At 58.4% G+C, this 23,183-nt stretch carries 8 protein-coding genes and 1 pseudogene; 4 read left to right on the top strand and 5 right to left on the bottom strand.

The window, feature by feature from the left end; translation table 11 throughout:
* Positions 1 to 5 precede the first annotated feature (5 nt).
* The 5 genes from ORG26_RS09680 to ORG26_RS09660 form a co-directional block, all read right to left on the bottom strand.
* The gene (locus tag ORG26_RS09680) at positions 6 to 3,422 is read right to left on the bottom strand and encodes a VCBS repeat-containing protein (RefSeq protein ID WP_266368788.1); all 3,417 of its coding nucleotides are present in this window, start codon (positions 3,420 to 3,422) and stop codon (positions 6 to 8) included.
* A 3-nt stretch (positions 3,423 to 3,425) separates the two neighbouring features.
* Positions 3,426 to 6,893 carry a VCBS repeat-containing protein gene (locus ORG26_RS09675; protein ID WP_266368786.1) on the bottom strand — a complete coding sequence of 1,156 codons (3,468 nt, stop codon included), beginning with the start codon at positions 6,891 to 6,893 and terminating at the stop codon, positions 3,426 to 3,428.
* A complete protein-coding gene (locus ORG26_RS09670) occupies positions 6,890 to 10,105 on the bottom strand; it encodes a VCBS repeat-containing protein (RefSeq protein ID WP_266368785.1) in 3,216 nt (1,071 codons plus the stop codon). The genes ORG26_RS09675 and ORG26_RS09670 overlap by 4 nt, the downstream gene beginning before the upstream one ends.
* 206 nt (positions 10,106 to 10,311) lie before the next feature.
* Positions 10,312 to 11,871, bottom strand: a complete 1,560-nt coding sequence (locus ORG26_RS09665; RefSeq protein ID WP_266368783.1) for a RagB/SusD family nutrient uptake outer membrane protein — start codon at positions 11,869 to 11,871, stop codon at positions 10,312 to 10,314.
* Positions 11,872 to 11,930: 59 nt separating this feature from the next.
* Positions 11,931 to 14,981 carry a SusC/RagA family TonB-linked outer membrane protein gene (locus ORG26_RS09660; RefSeq protein WP_266368781.1) on the bottom strand — a complete coding sequence of 1,017 codons (3,051 nt, stop codon included), beginning with the start codon at positions 14,979 to 14,981 and terminating at the stop codon, positions 11,931 to 11,933.
* A gap of 627 nt (positions 14,982 to 15,608) precedes the next feature.
* Here ORG26_RS09660 and ORG26_RS09655 point away from each other — a divergent pair.
* The 4 genes and pseudogenes from ORG26_RS09655 (at position 15,609) to ORG26_RS09640 (ending at position 23,125) form a co-directional block, all read left to right on the top strand.
* Complete coding sequence (locus ORG26_RS09655; RefSeq protein ID WP_266368780.1) at positions 15,609 to 18,617, top strand: FAD-binding and (Fe-S)-binding domain-containing protein; 3,009 nt, start codon at positions 15,609 to 15,611, stop codon at positions 18,615 to 18,617.
* A 33-nt stretch (positions 18,618 to 18,650) separates the two neighbouring features.
* On the top strand, positions 18,651 to 20,597 hold the full coding sequence (locus ORG26_RS09650) for a M1 family metallopeptidase (protein ID WP_266368779.1): 1,947 nt from the start codon (positions 18,651 to 18,653) through the stop codon (positions 20,595 to 20,597).
* 376 nt (positions 20,598 to 20,973) lie between these two features.
* A pseudogene (locus tag ORG26_RS09645) lies at positions 20,974 to 21,618 on the top strand (Rpn family recombination-promoting nuclease/putative transposase); the annotation flags it as partial.
* Positions 21,619 to 21,739: 121 nt separating this feature from the next.
* Positions 21,740 to 23,125, top strand: a complete 1,386-nt coding sequence (locus tag ORG26_RS09640) for a glycosyl hydrolase (protein WP_266368775.1) — start codon at positions 21,740 to 21,742, stop codon at positions 23,123 to 23,125.
* The last annotated feature ends 58 nt before the right edge of the window (positions 23,126 to 23,183 follow it).

Genomic DNA, 23,183 nt, shown 5'->3' with positions numbered 1-23,183 from the left:
GTCAGCTATTTTACCGGATTCCGGCTGCGTGACGCGACAAGCGGCCTGTCCGGTTTGTTCCTGAACAGCAGCATCCGGTCGTTGTTGCGGGCCACCAGACAGAGCGGGCCCCGTGGCGTCCGGACGGGTTTGATAGCGCGGACTTCACCAGTAAGCAGAAAGCCTGCATCAAGGGGCGAAACGGTCGAAAAGGCGCCCTTGCCGTTGTTTTGCAGCACCAGACCCAGACTGGCATCGTACCGGCCCTGGTACGGACTGACGCCGTAAAAGTTGCCGCCTCCCAGCAGATCCAGATCGCCGTCGCCGTCGAGGTCGGCGGGGTGCAGGGCAAAAATCGCCGAGAACTGGGCCTCCACCGGCAGGAGGTGCACCGCAAATTTTCCGCCCGTATTTTCCAGATACACCGACCCAAACTGGTTTACCTCCCGTTCGTCGGCATCGGCCAGTTCGTCCTTCGTAAAAATCTGGTCGAGGGGCTTTCCGGCGAACGAGACGTAGTCCGTAAACCGTTTGTTGATGATGCCCGGCATCTGCTTGCCGAGGTCGTCGCGGAAGGCGATCGGAAACCACTGTTCGCCCCGGTTGTAGGCGATGAGCTGCTCCATCGTGCCGCTCTGGTCGAGGTCTTTGACGAGCATTTTCAGACGCGTATCGGGCGCTTTGCGGAACTTGGTGTTGTAGCCCAGATTACCCGCCACCAGGTCCGTATCGCCGTCGCCGTCAAAATCCGCGGCGGTCAGAGATTGCCACAGGCCGTTGAGCGGCGTTTTGCCGTCGGTCAGGTCCGCCGCCTCGTCCAGTTTCCCGCCCGAATTGGCAAAGACCCGAACGGGCATCCACTCACCCACGACCACCAGATCCAGGTCTTTGTCGGTATCGTAATCCAGCCAGACGGCGTCGGTCACCAGACCCGCGTGGCGGAGTTCGGGCGCCAGTTTATCCGTCTGGTCGGTCAACCGGCCCCGCCCGTCGTTCACCAGCAGGTACGAATCCGGTGTTTTTCCGTACGCAAAGCCCAGCACCCGGCCGCCCACAAACAGGTCCAGATCGCCGTCGCGGTCGAAATCGCAGGGCCGGACGCAGCTTCGCGAACCGTATTGCGGCAATGGATTGGCCGATTTGGTAAAACGGCCCCGGCCATCGTTGAGGTACAGTCGGTCCGAAAGCTCGGGGCGTTTTCCGGCGTACTCGTTCCCGCCCGTGACCACGTACAGGTCCAGGTCCTTGTCGCCGTCGGCATCGAAAAAGGCCGCGTCCGTGTCTTCAAACAGCGAGTCTGCCGTGAAAGCGGACTGTGGGGAAGTCGTAAAGCCGCCCGTCGGCTGTTGCAGCAGGAGGCTTCCGGCCTGATTTCGGGCTCCACCGGCGTACACGTCTTCCAGCCCGTCGCCGTTGACGTCACCCACCGCCAGCGCCGGGCCTTCGGTTGAAACCTTGAACGGCATCAGCGATTCGTGGATAAAATCGTAATACGTCGTGTTTTCACGGTGCCGCCACGGCAGGAGCAGGGAGTCCGCCCGGGCCATCAGCGGGGCCGGGGTCGGCGGAACGAGCGAAAAGTCCGTTGCCAGCCGCCGGGCGTCGGCCTGCCGGAGCGTCAGCGTCTGACCGGCTTTAACGCCCGTTCGCAGTTCCGCTTTGCCCGTGTTCCAGACCACAATGAGTGAATCGACGCCCGGGAGGGCACCCAGCCCGAACGTCAGCACCGGTTCGACGGACGACTGAAAGCCGCGCGTCGGCATCAGCTGCTGGAGTTGCAGGCCGTTTTTCGTTTTCAGAACGACCTTCGCACCGACGCCAAACCGGTTGAGTCCGTCGCCCTGAAGCTTTATTTTCAGGAATTGATTTTCGGGAAACAGCGTACTGGCCTCGTTCCGAAACAGGCCGGCCGGGTCGTTGATGTTGTTGGTGACCAGATCCAGATCGCCGTCGTTATCCAGATCGGCGTATACCGAGCCGTTGGAGTAAGTCGGTTGATCGAAGCCCCAGGCCAGCGATTTATCTTCAAACCGCAGATCGGCCCCGCCCCGGAAAAGGTAGTTATGCACCTTGCCTTCGGGCATGCGGGCCAGCGCCTCGGCATCGGCCACCTGACGCATCCGGATCGACATCGACTGGTCGGACATGAACTTGGTGTAATCCAGGTTGTTGGGCCGTTTGACGATGCCGTTGCTGATAAACAGGTCTTTGTGCCCGTCGTTGTCAAAATCGGCCAGCAGCGGCGCCCAGCTCCAGTCAGTTGCGGGTACGCCCGCCAGCGCCGCCACGTCCACAAACGTCTGACCCCGCTGGTTCAGTTGCAGGCAGTTGCGCGAGTACTGGTGCATGTAGCCGTAGGCGAGTTTGTACTGAAAAATGTCGAGCGGGTCTTCCCCAGCCGATGATTTTTCAACGGCTTCGTCCTCGGGGTACATATCCAGCGACACCACATCCGGGTAGCCGTCGTTGTTCACGTCCGCCACGTCGTTGCCCATCGAAAACCGGCTTACGTGCTGGAACGCCTTTTTGACGCTCTCCGTAAACGTGCCGTCGTGGTTGTTGAGGTAGTAATAATCGTCCTCGTGGAAGTCGTTCGAGACGTAGAGGTCTTCCCAGCCGTCGTTGTTGAGGTCGGCCACCGAAAGACCGAGGCCGTAGCCCATGACCGCGCCGAGGATGCCCGCCTCGCGGGAAACGTCTTGAAATGTTGAATGGCTGAATGGCTGAATAGTTGAAGGATTCTGCCCGGTTTGACCTTCTGCAAGCGATTCGCTCAACAGATTTTTGAACAGATAATCCCCGGCTTTGGCGTCGCGGGGTTCGCGGGCGTCGATGCGGTCGAAGCTGCGGGAGGTGTGGACGGCATGGTTGAGCAGGTAACAGTCGAGGTCGCCGTCGTGGTCATAATCGAAAAAGGCCGCCTGGGTCGAGAAGCCGGTGAAGTTCAGTCCGTATTCCGCCGATTTTTCCGAAAAAGTGCCGTTCTGATTGTTGATATACAGCTCGTTATGTCCTTTCAGCCCCTTGAAATCGCCCACGGCGCAGACGTAGATGTCCAGCCAGCCGTCGCCGTTGACGTCGGCCATCGTCACACCCGTTTGCCAGTCCGCCTGCCCGGCCACGCCCGCTTTGGCAGTAACATCTTCGAATGCAAAGTTACCCTTGTTGAGGTACAGCTTATTGGACCCCTGATTCGAGACGAAATAGAGGTCCGTAAGGCCGTCGTTGTTGAGGTCGCCTGCCGCTACGCCGCCGCCATTGTAGTAATACAGGTAGCTCAGAATGTTCAGACTGTCCGTATCCTGCAACCGATTGGCAAACCCGATGCCCGTCTGCGTCGAATCCAGCGACGCAAACAGGGGCTTTTCGTCCGTTTTAAACGGATTACAACCTACCAGCACCGTCAATCCGGCCAGTATCCCCGCTATCCAGAATCTCTTCATCCTTTATTGAATCACGGGCGAACCCACCTCAAAGACCTGCGCCTCGTCATTGTTCTTGGCCAGCACGAGCCGTTTCCGACCGCCCGGTCCGCGTACTTCGGCCATGCGCCGAACCTGCCCGCGCACAAAGAACCCGGACTTCTGCGCCGGGACCGGCGTGAAATCGCCCCTGCCGTTGCCCGTCAGCAACAGCCCGTAGCTCGCGTCGTAGCGTCCGACTTCGGTCAGCACGTCGAAGAAGTTACCCGCCAGCAGCAGGTCCAGCTTGCCGTCCCGGTTGTAATCGCCGGTCTGAATGGCCCGCACGGGCGAAATCTGCGCCAGCGCCGGGAGCGGTTTAACGGTAAAATGCTGTCCTTTGTCGTTCAGAATCACGACCGATTCGGCCATTTGGGCCGTGTAGGTGTCCGCACCTTCGCGCTGCTGTTCGGAGAAAACGTCCTCGTAGCCGGCCTTGCCGTAGTCGGTGTACTTGATGAACTTCGATTTGATCGACGGAATACGTTTCTGCAAATCGGGCTTCTGCACCATCAGGCACTCGGCCCATTCGCCGTTGCGCGGGCGGAAGCAGGTCATCACCTGTTCGTACGCCCCGTTGCCGTCGAAATCCTTGCCGTACAAACGCGCCGGGCGGTCTTTCGAAGCGGTTATCCGGCTGTTCAGCCCTCCGTTTCCGGCGATAAAATCCAGATCGCCGTCGCCGTCCACGTCGGCCGCCCGGACGGTATTCCACCAGCCGCTGGTTTCGGCCAGCGTCGCGTTTTCCAGCTTTTCGAAGCCTTTGCCGGCTTTGTTTTTCAGAATCGTAAGTGGCATCCAGTCGCCCGCCAGCACGAGGTCGGGAAAACGGTCGTTGTCCACGTCGGCCCAGATCGCGTCGGTCACCATGCCGAGGTCTTTGGCAAAAGGCATCAGCTTCTCCGTGCCTTTGGTGAAGGTCCCGGTGCCATTGTTGACCAGCAGCGCGTGTTCGGGCTTGCGGCCGTACTGCCCCGGCACCAGTCGCCCGGCGACGAACAAATCCTGATCGCCGTCGCGGTCGAAATCGGCGGCCACCACGCAGGAATTAGCCTCCAGCACGCGGGTCATGGTCTTGTCCCAGGTGAAGCCGCCCTTGCCGTCGTTGCGGTAGAACCGGTCAAACTGCAGTGTTTTGTCTTCAATTTCGTTGCCGCCGGTGGCTACGTAGAGGTCCAGGTCCTTGTCGTTATCGGCGTCGAAGAAGGTAGCGGCTACGTCTTCGGTGTACAGGGCATCGGCCAGAAACGGCTGTTTCTGCGCGGCGAACGTCCCGTCGGCCCCCTGCACGAACAGGGCGCGGGGCTGGTTGATGGCATTTCCGAAAAACACATCGTCGAGCCCATCGCCGTTGATGTCGCCCACGGCCAGCGCCGGACCTTCCCGCGAGAACATCTGTTTCAGCAGCCCGTCGCGGTTGTAATCTACAAAATCGTTTTCGGTATGCGTGAAGGTCAGTCTGGAGGCCGCCGTGCCTTCGGTGAAAAGCTTCGGGGCGGCGGGTTCGGGTTGGAGCGTCACCGGCTGGGCTGCGTTCCGTACGTCCAGCGTCAGCGTCGTGTTGGCTTTCGGCTGGCGGAGCACCTGCTTTTTGTCGGGTCCGCCGCCGACGCCCGGCCAGATGACCGTCAGCGAATCAATCGCGGGATGGGTGCCCAGACCGAACACCATCGTCAGGTCCACCGACGACTGAAAACCGCGGTTGGGCATTTGCTGCAAATACTGCGTTTCGCCTTTCTGGTGAACGTACACTTTGGCGCCGATGCCGCTGCGGTTCATCGGCGTTCCGGCCAGTTTGACCCGCAGGAAATTGGCTTTGTTCTTCTCGACCGACTGGTTCTGGTAGATCGAGGCGGCGGCGTTGTTGTTGTTCACCACCAGATCCAGATCGCCGTCGTTGTCCAGGTCGCCATACGCCGCCCCGCTTGAGAAGCCGGGCGTACCGAGGCCCCATTCGGCAGCCTGGTTGGTAAAATGCAGGCCGTCGCCGCTGCCCTTAAAAGCATAATTCGCCAGCGGACTCGTCCCCATTTTATCGACGTATTCCTTGTAATCGAATTTCTTGATGCCTTCGATCATCAGCTGAATGTCCGGATTGTCGCCCAGAAAAGACACAAAATCCTGGTCGGTGAGGTCTTTTAGAATGCCGTTGGCGACAAAAATATCCTTCTTCCCGTCCATGTCCATGTCAAATAGCAGCGCTCCCCAGCTCCAGTCCGTGGCGTGGGTACCGGCCATGCGGCCCACCTCCGAAAACGTGCCCTGACCATCCGGGCCGGGGCCGTTGTTGAGGTGCAGCATGTTGCGGGAATCCTGATGGTAAAAATCCCGCTGCAGGCGCAACTGGTCGATTTCGTAGCTGTCGAACGAGGTGGTGGTTTTGAGCCGGTAATCGTCTTCGGGCATCATGTCCGTGACGAAAATATCGAGGTTCCCGTCGTTGTTGAGGTCGGCAATGTCGGCTCCCATCGACGCCAGGCTGATGTGGTTCATATACTCCTTCACCGACTCTTTGAACGTGCCGTTTTTCTGGTTGATGTAGAGAAAATCGCGCTCGTAGAAGTCGTTGGAGATGTAGATGTCCGGCCAGTTGTCGTTGTTCACGTCCCCGATCGTAATCCCGAGTCCAAAGCCGATGAGGCTGCCGTAAATCCCCGCTTCGGCCGAAACGTCCTCAAAGAGGGGGGAGTAAGGGGAGGAGGGGGACGAAGGGGACGAAGGGGATGCCGGACCTGAAGCCCCTTCCTCCTCTCCTCCCTTTCCTGCTTTCCTCCTTTCCACCATCCTATTCCGAAACAGCTTGTCGCCGCCCAGCTTGTCGCGCGTGTCCCGGATGTTGGCAAATTGAAGGCGATCCATGGGCGTGAAGCTGTTGTTGAGCAGGTACATGTCGAGATCGCCGTCGCGGTCGTAGTCGAAAAACGCGGCGTGGGTCGAGAAGCCGCCATCGGCCAGCCCGTACTCCTGTGCCTTTTCGGCGAACTGAGGGATGCCGTTTTTGAAGCCCTGGTTGATGAAAAGCTGGTTGCCCCGGGCGTCGCGGCTGCCGGAATTGCAGACGTAGATGTCGAGCCACCCGTCGCCGTTCACGTCGGCAAACGTCACACCCGTCGACCAGAATTTCTTGCCGACAATGCCCGCCGCTTTGGTCACGTCCTCAAATTTGAGCGCTTGTCCCGGCCCGTCCGTGCGGTTAAGGTAAAGCTTGTTTTCTTCGAAATTGGAAGTCAGAAACACATCCGGCAGCCCGTCGTTGTTGACGTCGCCGATCGCCACGCCGCCGCCGTTGTAGAAGTTCCGGTAGTTGAAGATGTTGAAATTCGGTTTGTCCAGACTCCGGTTCACGAAGTCGAGGCCCGTTTCGGAGGCCGGAAGGTCGGCAAACAGTTTTTCGTCCTCGGTTTTGCAGGCCAGGAGGAGAGGGAAAAGGAGTATCGGAAGAAGGTATTTCATTTCAATTTAAACGTCCGGAGGGGTTTGTCATTGATTCCAACCAGCACAAAATCACCGGCTTTGCGTACGTCGCGCACGTCGCCGCGCAGGAACAGGCCGGTACGGTCAGGCGCGGAAAATTCGAATTTCCAGGCTCCCCGATTGGCGAGCACGACGCCGAAATTAGCGTCCACCTTGCCAATCCGCAGGCGCATGCGGGAATTGTTGCCGGTCAGGAGCAGGTCTTTTGTTCCGTTTCGGTCAAAATCAGCAATGAGTATGCCGTAAACCGGGCCATACTGGGCCTCAACCGGCAGTTCGTGCGGCACGAAGGTTCCATTTTGATTTTCCAGCACCAGCGTCCGCAGTTCAGTCACCGATTTCTGGAAGGCGTGATTCAGGGTTTCTTCCGGCAGACAGTCGTTGACGGTCGCGTCGGCAAAAGCGGCGTAGCTCGTAAACCGCTTGCGCAGCGAGGTCAGTTGTTCGGCCATTTCGTCCCGCGAATAAGCCGGGTATGCTTTGCCCTGCACGAAATGGCTCATGAAGAAATCCACCGTGCCGTTCTGGTCGAAGTCGCCGTAGACCATCGAGGCGGGCTCTTCCGCTGAGGCGCGCAGCTGGGTGTTGGTGCCCAGATTCCCGGCGACCAGGTCCAGGTCGCCGTCCTGGTCGAGGTCGGCGGCGGCGAGGCGGTTCCACCAGCCGGTCAGCGGTTGCCCAGGGTTTAGCGGCGTGAGGTTTTGCGGGTCAGGCGTCGCGAAGGTGCCCCGGTTGTTTTTCAGGACCGTAATCGGCATCCATTCGCCGGCCAGAAGGAGCTCCGGGTAGCCGTCGCGGTCGGTATCGACGGCGGCGGCATCGGTCACCAGACCAATTTTGCCCAGCGAGGCGCGGCTGAACTGGCCGCGCCCGTTGTTGCGCAGCAGGAAGGACTCGTGAACGGCCGGGTAGCTGAAGGGTTTGCAGTGCGCTCCGATGAAGAGGTCCGTGTCTCCGTCGCGGTCAGCATCGAAAGCCGTAACGCAACTGCCGTTGTCCGCCTCGACGGGCAGGGCCTGCGGCCGGAAGTTGCCCGCGCCGTCGTTGAGGAAAAGCTGGTCCTGCAAAGCGGCCGGGTCACGGACTTCGTAGCCGCCGTTGACCAGGTACAGGTCCGGCTTTTTGTCCCCGTTAAAATCGGCCAGCACGGCGTCGATGTTTCGGGCTTTGGCCAGACCGGGCAGGGGTTTGGGCAGGAATTTTCCGGCTTTCTGCAAAAACAATTGGCCCGGCTGTTCGGGCGTTCCGCAGACAAACACATCCTCCAGACCATCGCCGTCCACGTCGGCGACGGTCATGCGCGGGCCGGTATACGAGTAGTGCGTGGGCAGCAGAATCTGCTGGTTGAAGTTGTTGACCGGCGCCATCCGGTGGGCAAACTCAAGGGCTTTTTCTTCCGAAAAAAGCACCGGCTGCGGTTTTGCCACGCCTGCCTGCGCCGCGCCGCTGCGGGCATGCTCCAGCGTCAGGGTCTGATTGGGCTGGACACCCGTCAAAGTCTGCGTTTTTCCATCCGGCCAGCGAACCGTCACCGTTGCCGCGCCCGTAACGCCGAACAGCAGCGGCCCGTGGCTGCACGACTGGAAGCCGCGCGTCGGAAAATACTCCTGTGTCTGGGTGGCGCTGTCGGTCTGGACGGTCACTTTCGCACCGATGCCGAACGGGTTGGCGGCCGGACCTTTCAGCCGGAGCGTGAGGTACGCCCGCTCGTGCTGCTCGCGGCTCCCGTTCCGGTAAATCCGGGACGGTTCGTTAAGGTTGTTGGTAATCAGGTCCAGGTCGCCGTCGTTGTCGAGGTCGGCGTAGGCGCAGCCATTCGAAACGGTGGTCTGGTCGAAGCCCCAGTCCGCCTGCCGGTTCGTGAAGGTGAGGTTGCGGTTATTCTGGAAAATGTAATTCTTCGTCTGGCTCGACGGCATTTGCCGGATTTGCTCCAGTTTGCTGAGCGCCTGACCCGAAGCCGTGGCGTCGTCGGAATATTTCACAAAATCGGCGTCCGTAAAATCGCGGACCATGCCGTTGCTGACGAAAATGTCCTTGTAACCGTCGCCGTTGAAATCGGCCAGCAGCGTGCCCCAGCTCCAGTCCGTCGCGGCCACCCCCGCCAGCTGGCTGATTTCGGCAAACTGCCCGTCGGCCTGCTGAATCTGGAGCATGTTCCGCATGTTCTGGTGCCAGAAGCCGTTCTGTAGCTGGGCCTGGTAGACGTTCCAGTTGTCGGGCCAGGGGAGGCGCTTTTGCCGGGCGTTGCTTTCGGGCAGCATGTCGAGGGTGAAAATGTCGGGCCGGTTGTCGTTGTTGAGGTCGGCCACGTCCACTCCCATGGACGAGTAGGAGGTGTGCTCCACGCGTTCCCGCAGTTCGTCCCGGAACGTGCCGTCTTGCTGATTGATGTAGAAGTAGTCGTCTTCGACATAATCGTTCGTCACATAGATGTCCGGAAAACCGTCGCTGTTGATGTCTGAGACGGAAGCGCCCAGTCCAAAACCCAGCGGATTGCCTTTGATGTTGGCCTGCTCGGAAATGTCGGCGAAAAGGGACGAGGGGGACGAAGCGGTAATCTCTTCCTCCTTTCCTCCTCTTCCTCCTTTCCTCCATTCCATCATCATATTTCGGAACAATTTGTCGCCCGCATTGGCGTCGCGGGTATTGCGGAAGGCGGCGGCCTCCTTGCGCTGGTTGTCGCGGTGGCCGTGGTTGATCAGGAAGCAGTCGAGGTCGCCGTCGAGGTCAAAATCGAAGAAGGTGGCCTGAACGGAGTAGCCGGCGTCGGCCAGTCCGTATTCGGCGGCGCGGTCGGTGAAAGTAAGGTTTTTGTTATTGATGAATAACTGATTCCGGCGCAGGGATTCGTCTTTTAGACCGGAGTAGCAGACGTAGATATCGAGCCAGCCGTCGGCATTGACGTCGGCGAGGGTTACGCCCGTTTTCCAGCCGCCCCGGCGCCCGGCCACACCCGCTTTGGCCGTGATGTCTTCAAATTTCAGTTCACCCTGATTGAGGTACAGGGCGTTGTCGACCTGATTTCCGGTAAAGTACAGATCGGTGAGGCCGTCGTTGTTGAAATCGCCGGCCGCCACGCCCCCGCCGTTGTAGAAGTACTCGAACGCGAGCACGTTGTCCTGCTCCGTCTCGCGTAACTGGTTGGTAAAGGTGATGCCGGTTGTTTCCGGCGTTATGCTTTCAAACAAAGGCTTTTTGGGTTGACAGGCTGCAAGGCCCGCCAGCAAAAGCCCTAAAATCAATCGGTTCATCATAGGTGCCCGGTCAGGCAGGTAACCTGCGGAAAAACAGGCGGCTTCCTCTGACCGGAGTTAACAAAGATACAAAAAAAACGGCAGCCCGGGTTGGGCTGCCGTTCTGATAAAAGATTCCCGGTATGAATCGGGAATGCAGATTAGTATCCGAAGTTTTGCTTCAGATTCGGGTTCGTGTCGAGCGCCTGCTGCGGAATCGGGTACACCACACGGTACTCGGGCGTGGTGGTCGGCTTCTGGTCGAAGGGGCGCGTAAAGGTGCCAAAGCGAACCATGTCGTTTCGGCGCCAGCCTTCCCAGTACAGCTCACGACCCCGCTCGGCGAGCAGGTTGTCGGCCGTAACCGAAGCCAGGGCCGCTACGCCACGCTGGGCCCGCACCTGGTTGACCAGGCTCGCGGCCGTAGCGCCACCGGTAGCTGTACCGCCGCGCAGAATGGCTTCTGCCTTCATCAGCAGCACGTCGGCGTAGCGGAAGAAGACGTAGTCGTTACCCGGCGCTTCGGGGTTCTGGGGGTCGATCGGGTACTTGATGACACGAATACCGTTCGACTCATTCGCGTAGAGCAGGTTCAGGGTCGGCGTGAAGTTCAGCGGAGCCCCACCCCGTTCGCTAAGCGCACGACCGGTCTGGTCGGTCTGCGGTCCTACCAGGAAGCCCGCCCGGATACCGGTCCGGTCGGTCAGGCCCGGAATGGCCGCGCCCCGGCGCTGGTCAGCCGCTTCAAAGCTGTTGTAGAAATCAGACAGCGTCGTAAAGCCGTTCCAGCCTCCGCCCAGCGGCTGGTTGTAGTGCATCGTCATGCGGTAGCGGTTCTGCACACTTGCCTGCGGCGACCCGCGCTCGTTGACCACCGAAAAGATGATTTCGTTGGAAAGCGTGGAGTTGTCCCAGTGGAAGTTGTCGAAATACTGTCCCGCCGGTTCCAGCGTATAGTTGTTGCTGCTGATGATGGCGTCGCAGTTGGCAATCACCTGGTTCATGTCGGCAGCCGCAAACGTATACGGTCCGGCCGGTTGCTGCGGGTTCTGGGTAAACACCGCCCGGTTCAGGTAGACTTTCGCCAGCAGGAAACGAACGGCGTCGCGCGTAGCCCGGCCGGGGTTCTTGGCGGCCGGCAGGTTCGCCAGGGCGTAGGTCAGATCGTCGATGATGAACTGCGTCGCTTCGGTCCGCGTCAGGACGCGGGGTACATCGTCGAAGCTGGCATTGGCTTCCCGGAAAGGCACCTGGCCGTACAAGTCCACGATATGGAACATGAAGAAAGCCCGCAGGAACCGTGCCTGTGCCTGAACCGACGTGTTGTTGGCCGTTGCGGCGGCGGCGGTGGCTTCCGTCGCGCGGAACAGACCCGTGTTCAGGTTGTTCCAGGCGCCGATGATCTGGTTGTGCGTCGCATCCCAGGTGTGCTGGTGCAGACGACGCCAGGTGCCGAAGTCGTCCCAGTCCGTTCCCCGCGTGGGGCCCATCATTTCGTCACTGGAATGTTCCTGCATCGCGTAGGCGTTGGCCTGATCACTGAACGAGTTCAACTGACCATATACCCCGTTCAGCAACTGATCCAGGTTTGCCGACGCGGACCCGCCCGAGTTGAGCGTCGTCGGCCGGTCCAGTACGCGGTCTTCCAGATTCGTGCAGCTAACGCCCAGAACAATCAGGCTGGTGGCTGCAATCAACTGTGTATTAAGTAGTTTTTTCATTTATTTTTTTGTTAAACGACAACGGATTTCAGCAATCAATTGAGGTTTAGGAAAATCAGTTAGAATGTGCCGGTGATACCCAGCGTAAACGTACGGGCGGTCGGGAACGAGGTGTAGTCAATCCCCAGCGACGGGATGCCGTCCAGCGTTTTGTTGGTGTTCACCTCAGGATCGATACCGGTGTACTTCGTCAGCACGAGCAGGTTCTGACCCGTCAGCGATACACGCAGGCCACGGATGGCGCTGCCGGCGGGCAGGTTGATGCCCCGGCTGATCACCAGGTTCGACAGTCGCACGAAGTCACCCTTCTCCAGGAAGCGCGTCGATACGATCGGCGGGTTGAGGCGGTTTTCACCGTTGGTCACCACGTCGGTCGTCACGTTGCGGCCTACGCCAAGGTTACCTTTGACGAAGATCGCGTTGGCGGTGTTGTTATAGAGGTAGTTGCCACCCGCTCCCGTAATGAACAGGCTCGCGCTCCAGCCTTTGTACCCGAAGTTGTTGGTCAGACCGAAGTTGTAGGTCGGAATGGCCGAACCTACATACGCCAGTTGCAGCGTGGGGTCGGTGTACTGACCGAAGCCGCTCGCGTCGAAGCCCGTAAACGTCGGCATGAAGAACGAGAACAGCGGACGGCCGCCTACGATGCGCTGGGCATATGCCCCGGTCAGCCCCTGGCCGTTGATGGCACCGGCGTTGTAGAGACCCGTGAAGTCAGTAACTTCGTTTTTCAGGAAGGTTCCGTTGGCGGCCACGTCCCAGGTGAAGTTCTCTCCCCGCACGATGTCGTACGTGATACCCAGTTCAACCCCCCGGTTGATAATGTTGGCCGGCAGGTTGATCCAGCGGGCACGGGCCGGAGCCGGAGCGGCGTAGGCCGCTTCGAAGAGCAGGTCGGTGGTGTTCTTGTCGAAGTAGTCGATGGTTGCACCCAGACGGCCGTTGAAGAACGTCAGGTCGGCACCGATGCCAAACTGCCGTGTCTGCTCCCAGCGCAGGTTGTCGTTGTTAACGATGTCCCGGTTGGTGGCGTTGTTGTTCTGGTCGAAGGTGTACCGCACCGGCGTGATGTTGGCCGGGAATTCCTGGTTACCCGTGACGCCCCAGCTGCCACGAATCTTCGCCGTGACGCCTTTTTCCTTCACGCCCTGCATGAAAGCTTCGTCCGAGATGTTCCAGCCCGCACCAAAAGCCGGGAAAACCCCGTACTTGTTGTTGGGACCGAACTTGGACGAACCATCGACCCGGACCGTGGCGGTCAGCAGGTACTTCTCGTTGAGGTTGTAGTTCACCCGGCCAAAGTACGACTGGAGTTCGCTCTCGTTCAGATCAGAACCGGCAAAATACGCCTTGTTGCTGCCCTGGTTGTTCACGGCGTTCATGTTGTTGGTATACGGGAACACGGCCGTCGACTGGAACAGCTGCGCCTGCAGGAAGCTGGCCTGGTTGTTGAACTTCTGATAAGAGAAGCCCAATACGCCGTCGAACTGACCCGGACCGATTTTCTGATTGTAGTTCAGGGTGTGTTCGAGCAGCTGGCTGCTGCGCTGGCGGTTCTGGATCACGCCCCGCCCAGCGTTCTGCAGAATGCTTTCGCTGAAGCCGGGCAGGTTACGCAGAATGGAAGTGCGCCGCTCCGACATCGAGTTATCGATACCGAAGTTCAGTTTGTACGACAGACCGTCGATGATCCGCCAGGTAAGGCCGATGTTCCCCAGGGTACGGTTGGTAGTACCTACGTCGTTCACCCCTTCCAGCAACGAAACCGGGTTCCGGAACGCCACCCCGTTGGGTACCGTGCCTGAGCCGGGAATTGGCCGGTTGGTCGCCGGATCGATGAGATCAGCGTAGCCATCCGGGTTGAAGAAGCGGCCATACTGATCGTATACCGGATACGTCGGGTTGGCCTGAATAGCCGCCCCGATCAGGTTGCCCTGATAACCGGCATTGTCCCCGTTGGGAACGTAGTTGTCGCGGATTCCTGACGTGGTCAGCTGCAGGTCGAGTGTTACTTTGTCGTTGAACAAGTCCTGCGAAGCGTTCACGCGGCCGGTGATCCGGCGCAAGCCGGAGTTCTTCACGATACCCTGCTGGTCCGAATAACCCAGCGAGAGGTTGTAGCGCGTGTTGTCGTTACCGCCGCCGTAGTTGATGTTGTAGTTCTGCGATAGGCTCGTCCGGAAAATCTGATCCTGCCAGTCGGTCGAAGCGCCGGCGTTGTTGATCGAGGTAACGTCTACCTGGGCCGAACGCAGGGCGGCCGCATAATCAGCCGCTTTCACCAGATCGTAGCGGCGCAGCGTTGAGCTTACGCTGGCGTTCGCCGAGAAGTTGAGCGCGCTCTGCCCCGATTTGCCACGCTTGGTCGTAATCAGGACAACGCCATTCGCACCGCGGGCACCGTAGATCGCCGCCGAAGAGGCATCCTTCAACACCGAAATGTTTTCGATATCATCCGGGTTGAGGAACGTCAGCGGGTTACGCGCCGACTGCGTACCGGCACCGAAGTCGCGTCCACCGTCCGACACGTCGCCCCCGTCGAGAGGAACGCCGTCGACGACAAAGAGCGGGTTGTTGTTCGACCGGATCGACGTGGTTCCGCGAATCCGGATGTTGACGCCCGCGCCCGGTTCACCGCTGGCGGGTGTGATCTGGATACCGGCCGCACGACCCTGGAGCAGCTGCTCGGGTGAGGCAATGACCCCTTTGTTAAAATCCTTGGGACCGATGGCCACGACCGAACCCGTTGCGTCCTTAACGCGCTGCGTTCCGTAACCGATAACCACCACTTCCTGCAGGGCCTTCGTGTCGTCCGTGAGTTGAACATCCACCGACGAACGGTTGCCGACCGGCACTTCCTGCGTGGTGAAGCCAATGAACGAGAAAACCAGCGTTGCGCCCTCGCCTACGTTGGAGAGGGTGTACGTACCGTCGGCACCGGAAGAAGTACCTCTTGCCGTTCCTTTTATCTGAACGCTTACGCCGGGCAGCGGGGAGCGGGACGCATCCGTTATCGTACCGGTCACGGTACGGCCCTGCGCGAAGGAAATCTGGCTGTCAAACAGCATGACCAGCGTAACGGCCAGCGCGAACAGACGCATGACGCCCATCTGTCCGAGGAGCGGTGTCCCTGAAGACCCGGCCCGAGCCGTTTTTCCATTACAAATGAATCGAAGATAATGATTCATCATAGGTTAATGATAAGGTTAGTGAAACGATAAACTGTGAGGATGGCATTCAGAACTGGACAATCAAGTGCGATTCGAGTGAACCAATGGGCAAAAATGTACTGCGGCGGTTGTTCCGATCCGAGTCTCAAATTGGGCAGTACCTGTGTAGAACAGAATAGCGAGTTTGGTAACACTCTGCGAAATAATTGAACATATTTCTGAACCCATTCGGCAAATTACAATAATTAAATTCTATAATACAAAAGACTAAACCTAAAATTAATAGGGGAAACCCTAAGTTGTTCATTGTCAAAAAGTAGTTACTTGGGCGGCCTGAACAGGCGTTCTCCTTTTTCCGAAGCCTTTTTCTCAGTTTGCCGGAAACGGAAACCGCTTCTGTCAGAAGCGGTTAAATCCGACCCGGCCCGGACCGCCGGGAAATTATATCCTCCGGTTTTTTGTTAAAATGACGAACGATAGCTCCGAAAATGCCTAATTTTAGGGCTTGAAATGTTATTGAATGACCTTTCGGAGCAAACACAACCCGGAGGCGTCAAAGGCTTACCCATGCAGCAAGCGCTTCAACATCTGGCCGGCCAACTGGAAGGCGACCTTTTTCTGGATAATACCATGCGGACACTCTACGCCACCGATGCGTCGGCGTACCGCGAAATGCCCCTGGCCGTAGCCATTCCCCGCACCGAGGCGGATCTGAAACGGCTCATTGCCTTTGCCAATGAACACAACACCTCGCTCATTCCGCGCACGGCCGGAACGTCTCTGGCCGGGCAGGTCGTCGGCAACGGCATCGTGGTGGATGTGTCGAAGCATTTCAATAAAATTCTCGAATTCAACAAGGATGAGCGCTGGGTGCGGGTACAGCCGGGCGTCGTCCGCGACGAGCTGAACCTGTTTTTGCGTCCGCACGGCCTGTATTTCGGCCCCGAAACCTCGACGGCCAACCGGGCCATGATCGGCGGGATGGTCGGCAACAACTCCTGCGGCTCCAACTCGGTCGTGTACGGCTCCACCCGCGAGCACCTGCTCGAAGTACGGGCGCTGCTGGCCGACGGCAGCGAGGCGACTTTTACGTCAATTAAAAGTGAAAAATTAAAAATAAAAAATAGCCTTTCGACGCTGGAAGGGGCGATTTACCGGAGGACGGACGAGATGCTGGCGGATGCGGAAAACGTGCTCGAAATCCGGCGGAATTTCCCCAAACCGACCATCGAACGGCGCAACACGGGTTACGCGCTCGACATGCTGCTCGACTGCGCGCCGTACACGCCGGAAGGGCCGGACTTCAATTTCTGCCGCCTCATCGCCGGGTCGGAAGGGACGCTCTGCCTGCTGACCGAAATCAAGCTTAATGTGGTGCCGGTTCCGCCCAGGGAGTCGGGGCTGGTCTGTATCCACTGCCGCTCCATTGACGAGTCGCTGCGGGCGACGCTGGTGGCGCTCAAATACAAGCCCTACGCCGTCGAACTCATCGACGATATAATTCTGGAACAGGCATCCACGAATGCCGAACAGCGCAAAAACAGCTTTTTTGTGCAGAAAACGGCGGACGACCGATTCCCCATCATTCTGGTCGTGGATCTGTCCCGCGACACGAAGGCGGAGGTCGAGAAACTGGCCGCCGCGATGGAGGCCGAACTCCGGGCCGCGGGCATGGGCTACCATTTTCCCCTGCTTTTCGGCGACGACAGCAAGAAGATCTGGACGCTCCGCAAGGCGGGCCTCGGCCTGCTGGGTAACCTGCCGGGCGACGAAAAAGCCGTGGCGGTGATCGAAGACACGGCCGTGGACGTTCGTGACCTGCCGGATTTTATCCGCGATTTCAACGAGATTCTGAAGAAGAACGGCATGTCGTCGGTGCACTACGCCCATGCCGGGTCGGGGGAAATTCACCTGCGGCCGATCATCAACCTGAAGACCAGCGAAGGCCACCGGCAATTCCGACTGATTGCCGAGGAAATTGCGACGCTGGTCAAGAAATACGACGGCTCGCTCTCGGGCGAACACGGCGACGGACGGCTGCGCGGCGAGTTTATCCCGCAGATGGTCGGGCCGAAGAACTACGAGCTGATGCGCGACCTGAAGCGCACCTGGGACCCGAAAGGCATTTTCAACCCCGGCAAGATCGTGGATACGCCGCCGATGGACACGTTCCTGCGGTACGAAGCGGGCCAGCAGACGCCGACCTTCAACACGGTGTTCCGCTACCCGAATCAGGACGTGCTGCAGCATGCCGAACAGTGCAACGGCTCGGGCGACTGCCGCAAAACGCAGCTGTCGGGCGGCACCATGTGCCCCTCGTACATGGCGACCCGCAACGAAAAGGACACCACCCGGGCGCGGGCGAACATGCTGCGCGAAATGCTGACGCGCTCGCCGAAGGAAAACCGCTTCGACCACGAAGAAATCAAGGACGTGATGGACCTCTGCCTGTCCTGCAAAGGCTGCAAGTCAGAATGCCCGTCGAACGTGGACATGGCGAAGCTGAAGGCCGAATTTCTTCAGCATTATTACGATGCCAACGGCGTACCCGTGCGCAGTCGGCTGGTGGCTAATTTCTCGAAACTGTCGGGTCTGGCTTCGCTGGTGCCCTGGGCCTACAACGCCGTTTTTGAGACGCCCGCCCTGCGGAAGGCTGCCAACCGCGTCGTCGGCTTCCATCCCGACCGGACGATGCCGCTGCTGCATTCGACGACGCTGAAGAAGTGGTTTGAAAGGAGGAAGGGGAGCAAAGGGGGAAAGGAGGAAAGGACGACCGTCTCTCCCTCGTCCCTTTCGTCCCCTTCCCGCCTTGTCTATCTTTTCTGCGACGAGTTTACGAATTACAACGACGTAGAAGTAGGGCAGAAGGCGGTAATGCTGCTCGAAGAACTGGGCTACGAGGTAATCATTCCGGAGCATGGCGAATCGGGCCGGGCGTCGCTGTCGAAAGGACTTTTGCGGGAGGCCCGGAAAATAGCGGACCGCAACGTTCGTTTGTTAAAGGATGTCATTTCGGAAGAAACGCCGCTGGTCGGCATCGAACCCTCGGCCATTCTGACCTTCCGCGACGAATACCCGGACCTGGTCAGCGAGGAACTGGCCGAAGCCGCCGGACGTCTGGCGAAAGTGGCTCTGACGTTCGAAGAATTTATGGCCCGCGAAATCGACGCGAAACGCATCACGTCCGATTCATTCACGACCGAACCGAAGCTGATGAAACTGCACGGGCATTGCCAGCAGAAAGCCGTTTCGTCGCTGGTTCCGGCCAAAAAGATGCTGTCGCTGCCGAAAAACTACACGGTTCACCTCATCCCGTCGGGATGCTGCGGGATGGCGGGCTCGTTTGGCTACGAGGCGGAACATTACGATATTTCGATGCAGATCGGCGAGCTGGTGCTTTTCCCGACGGTGCGTCAGCAGCCCGAGGAGGTAATCATTGCCGCGCCGGGCACGAGCTGCCGCCACCAGATCAAGGACGGAACGGGCCGCAAGGCGAAGCACCCGGCGGAGATTCTGTACGAAGCCCTTATTGAAGTACGGCAGACGGCCATGTCTGCCGAAACCCTGACTCATTAATTTCTGGCGGATGTGGCCGTCCGCCGCTGTTCTATGAAAAAAGTCGCTATCCTTTTGGGATGCCTGATGGGATTCAGTCAGGTACAGGCCCAAAGCACTTCATCAACCTCGAAGTACAACCCTCAGGAGTTGTTTCACCCGCTGTTCAACATGCAGCCGGGCAATGACTACCGCACCGGCGGCGGCTCGCCCGGCCCGCGCTACTGGCAGAACCGCGCCGACTACCGCCTGAACGTCACGCTGGACGATGTGAAAAACACGCTCAGCGGCGAAGTGGAGATTACTTATAAGAACAACAGCCCGGAAGCCCTGCCGTTTCTGTGGGTGAACCTGGACCAGAACGCCTTTGCTGATACGTCGCGGGCGGCCAAGACCACCCCGACCTCGGGCGGCCGCTTCGGCAACCAGGGCTTCGCGGGTGGTTTTCAGCTTGGGGCCGTGCAGGTCAACGGGCAGAAAGCCGATTACGTCGTGACCGACACCCGAATGCAGCTCCGTCTGGCCAAACCGCTGGAGCCGAAAGGGGAGGTCAAAATCCGGATTGCCTATTCGTTCCTGATCCCGACCTACGGCTCGGACCGTCTGGGAATCCAGCCGACCAAAAACGGCAATGTCTACGAATTGGCCCAGTGGTATCCGCGCATGGCCGTTTACGACGATATCGAAGGCTGGAACGTGATTCCGTACCTCGGCGCCGGGGAGTTTTACCTCGACTACGGCGACATCGAATACTCGGTTACGGTGCCCTGGAACCACCTCGTGGTCGGTTCCGGCGAGCTGACCAACCCGCAGGAAGTCCTGACGGCCCAGCAGCGGCAGCGGCTGGAGCAGGCCCGCAACTCCGACAAAACGGTGATGCTGCGCTCGGCGGAGGAAGTGACCAGCCCGCAGAGCCGTCCGAAACAATCGGGCACGCTGACCTGGAAATTCCGCTGCCAGAACACCCGCGACGTGGCGTTTGCGTCTTCCAAAGCGTTCATCTGGGACGCCGCCCGCATCAACCTGCCGAGCGGTAAAAAGTCGCTGGCGATGTCGGCTTACCCCGTGGAAAGCGACGGCCGCGACGGCTGGGGCCGCTCGACCGAATACGTGAAAGGCTCGATTGAGTTTTACTCGAAATACATCTACGAATACACGTACCCGGTGGCAACCAACGTGGCTGGCATCGTCGGCGGCATGGAGTACCCGGGCATCGTGTTCTGCCACTGGCGTTCGAAAAAAGACGGGCTTTGGGGCGTGACGGACCACGAGTTCGGGCACAACTGGTTCCCGATGATCGTGGGCAACAACGAGCGGAAGTACGCCTGGATGGACGAAGGCTTCAACACCTTTATCAACATCCTGTCCACGGAGGCCTTCAATAACGGCGAGTACAACAACGACCGGGCGACCATGCACGACATCGCTCCGGCCCTGTTCCAGCTCGACGAGCCGATCATGACCACGCCGGACGTGCTCAAAAACAGCCAGTCGCTGGGGATCATGGGTTACTACAAACCCGGCATGGGCCTGAAGCTGCTGCGCGAAGTGGTGCTGGGCAAAGACCGGTTTGATTACGCGTTCCGGATGTATGTTGACCGCTGGGCCTTCAAACACCCGACACCGCACGACTTTTTCCGGACCATCGAGGACGCCGCCGGCGAAGACCTGGGTTGGTTCTGGAAAGGCTATTTCTTCGAGACTTACAAGCTCGACCAGTCGGTGCAGAACGTGAAATATGTGGACAACACCCCGACCAAAGGCTCGCTGGTGACCATCGAAAACCTGGAAAAAATGGCGATGCCGACGACGGTGGAAGTGGTGGAAACCAACGGCAAGAAAACTCGGGTCAGCCTGCCGGTCGAAATCTGGCAGCGCGGCGGTAAGTGGACGTTCAAGGCCAACACGACGACGGCCGTCCGGACGGTCACAGTGGACCCCGACAAGCAGTTGCCGGACATCAATCCGGGCAACAACACCTGGAAAGGCGAAGCGCAATAGCGATAAGAGGTGACATTTCTCAAAAAGTGTCATCTCTTATCGATAAAACTCCCGGCTTCTGTCGGGGGTTTTTATAAAATGGAAAAGTTGTTAGGCCAAGCAATGGATGGCCGAAAATATTCACGATAAATTCTTTAAAGAGAATTTCTCCAGGCGGGACATTGCCATCTAGTTTGTGCAGGAGTCCTTCCCGACTCCGCTTCTGGAGTCTCTTAATTAATCGACGTTCGAATTGACGAATAACTCCTACGTTGATACAGAACTGGAGCAATATTTTGCTGATTTAGTCTATAGTTGTCGGCTGAAAGAGGCAGGTTAAATAGAGGTTGCGCTTCTGTTTGAGCATAAAAGCCAGAAATAAAAATACGTTCATTTTCAATTAATGCGGTATCAACTCAACAGTTGGGAGCTGGCTCGAAAACAGAAAATGAAGCCGACGCTGCTGATTCCGGTTGTCATTTATCACGGAAAAAGCCGGTGGCAATACGAACCAATGAAGAGTTATTTCAGCGGTGTTCCCGAGGAATTACACCGTTTTGTGCCGGACTTCGCGTATCTCCTTTTCGACATATCGCATTATTCGGACGAGCGGTTGCTGGCTTTTCGGAACCGCTTTCTGGCTACCTCTTTTTTTCTGATGAAGCACCGGGAGAACGAACGGCGTTTATTGGAGGAAAGGGAGCGGCTTTTTGTCTGGCTGGAAGAGTTTCTGGAAACCGAAACGGGTGAAAACTACCTTCGGACCACGGTTGTTTATCTATCAAAAAATCTGGAACCTAGACCCAGAGATTTCTTTAAACAGTTATTTCAAACAGAGAGAAGCCAAAGAAGAGTTATGACTACCTATGACCAGATAATCGAGGAGGGCGTAGTTAAAGGGAAGCTCGAAGCATTTGGAATCTTGTTGAAAGTAGCGCACCAGCAAGGCATCGATATCCAGAAGCTGGCCGACCATTACAACGATTTGTCGAAAGAAGAAAAACAAGCCGTCATCGAAAAAATAAAAGCCGGTACGCTTTGACGTTCGCTCAGCAAAAAGCCCTGAATCTGGTTTGGATTCAGGGCTTTTTGCGTTCCTAACAGTAAGAGAGCCCGCTGTTTCTCTTTTTACGGATATAGTTCTTCCCCCGAATATCCGGACGATGATTCAGATTAATAACGATTTAGTACCTGCCGATTTATCTGCCAAACTGACCCGCTTCTGGGAGCTGTCTGCCCAAAAAATCCGCCTGATTGAAGCCGAATACGATACCGCCAAAGGATCACCTGTCTTTACGGAGGCCGGGAAATACACCACCCGCGGCTGGACCGAATGGACGCAGGGCTTTCAGTACGGATCGGCTATTCTGCAATTTGACGCCACGGGCGAACCGGAATTCCTCGAAATGGGCCGGACCAGAACCCTGACGGCGATGGCCCCGCACGTGAGCCACATCGGCGTCCACGACCACGGTTTCAACAACGTCAGCACCTACGGCAACCTGCTCCGGCTGATGCATGAGGGCAAAATCCCGTTCAGCGAGTGGGAAAAGAACTTTTACGAAATGGCGCTCAAGATTTCGGGGGCCGTTCAGGCGAGCCGCTGGACAACTGTCCGCAACGGGGGCTTCATTCATTCCTTCAACGGCCCGCATTCGCTGTTCGTCGATACGATCCGCTCCTGCCGGGCGCTGGTCGTCAGCCACAGCCTCGGACATGTGTTTCAGGGCGAAGGTGACGCCAGAATCAGCCTGCTCGAACGGGCGCTGCTGCACATGAAAGCCACCGCCGACTACTCGATTTTCTACGGCGGAGGCCGCGATTCGTACGACGTATGGGGCCGTACGGCACACGAAAGCGTATTCAACACCAAAGACGGGGCCTTCCGCTGCCCCAACTCCCAGCAGGGCTACAGCGGGTTCACCACCTGGACCCGCGGCCTCGCCTGGGCCATGTGCGGCTTTCCCGAAGAACTGGAGTACCTCCAGACGCTGCCCGACGGTGAACTGGAACCGTTTGGCGGTCGCCAGGAGGTGGAAGCCTTCCTGCTGAAAGCCGCCCGCGCTACCTGCGATTTTTACATCGAACACACGCCCGTAGACGGGATTCCGTACTGGGATACCGGGGCTCCGAACCTGCACAGACTGGGCAACTACCTCGACCGGCCCGCTGAGCCGGTCAACGACTTCGAACCGGTCGACAGTTCCGCCGCGGCCATCGGGGCGCAGGGGCTGCTTCGTCTGGGAAAATACCTGTCCGAAAAAGGGGAGACCGAAGCCGGGAAACGCTACACCCAGGCGGGCCTGACGGTCCTGAACCGTTTGCTGGAAGAGCCTTACCTGAGCACCGACCCGGCTCACCAGGGCTTGCTGCTGCACTCGATCTACCACCGGCCCAACGGCTGGGATTACGTCCCGGAAGGCAGCAAAATTCCCTATGGCGAATCGAGCATGTGGGGCGACTACCACATCCGCGAACTGGCGCTGTACGTCCAGCGGCTGGTGGACGGCGGGCCGTACTACGCCTTTTTCAACTGTTTGGGACGATAAAATGGAGATAGAAACCACAGATTCACCCGGAGCCCGGCGCAGCGTTTCACACCGTATG

The sequence above is a fragment of the Tellurirhabdus rosea genome (assembly GCF_026278345.1).
In the GTDB taxonomy this organism is placed as follows: Bacteria; Bacteroidota; Bacteroidia; order Cytophagales; family Spirosomataceae; genus Tellurirhabdus; species Tellurirhabdus rosea.
Note: the sequence above shows the minus strand (reverse complement) of the source record. Positions and strands in the feature narration are given on the sequence as shown.

Coding starts and splice junctions, on each gene's coding strand:
- ORG26_RS09680 (WP_266368788.1), bottom strand. CDS start 3,422: ATGAAGAGATTCTGGATAGCGGGGATACTGGCCGGATTGACGGTGCTG.
- ORG26_RS09675 (WP_266368786.1), bottom strand. CDS start 6,893: ATGAAATACCTTCTTCCGATACTCCTTTTCCCTCTCCTCCTGGCCTGC.
- ORG26_RS09665 (WP_266368783.1), bottom strand. CDS start 11,871: ATGAAAAAACTACTTAATACACAGTTGATTGCAGCCACCAGCCTGATT.
- ORG26_RS09660 (WP_266368781.1), bottom strand. CDS start 14,981: ATGGGCGTCATGCGTCTGTTCGCGCTGGCCGTTACGCTGGTCATGCTG.
- ORG26_RS09655 (WP_266368780.1), top strand. CDS start 15,609: ATGCAGCAAGCGCTTCAACATCTGGCCGGCCAACTGGAAGGCGACCTT.
- ORG26_RS09650 (WP_266368779.1), top strand. CDS start 18,651: ATGAAAAAAGTCGCTATCCTTTTGGGATGCCTGATGGGATTCAGTCAG.
- ORG26_RS09640 (WP_266368775.1), top strand. CDS start 21,740: ATGATTCAGATTAATAACGATTTAGTACCTGCCGATTTATCTGCCAAA.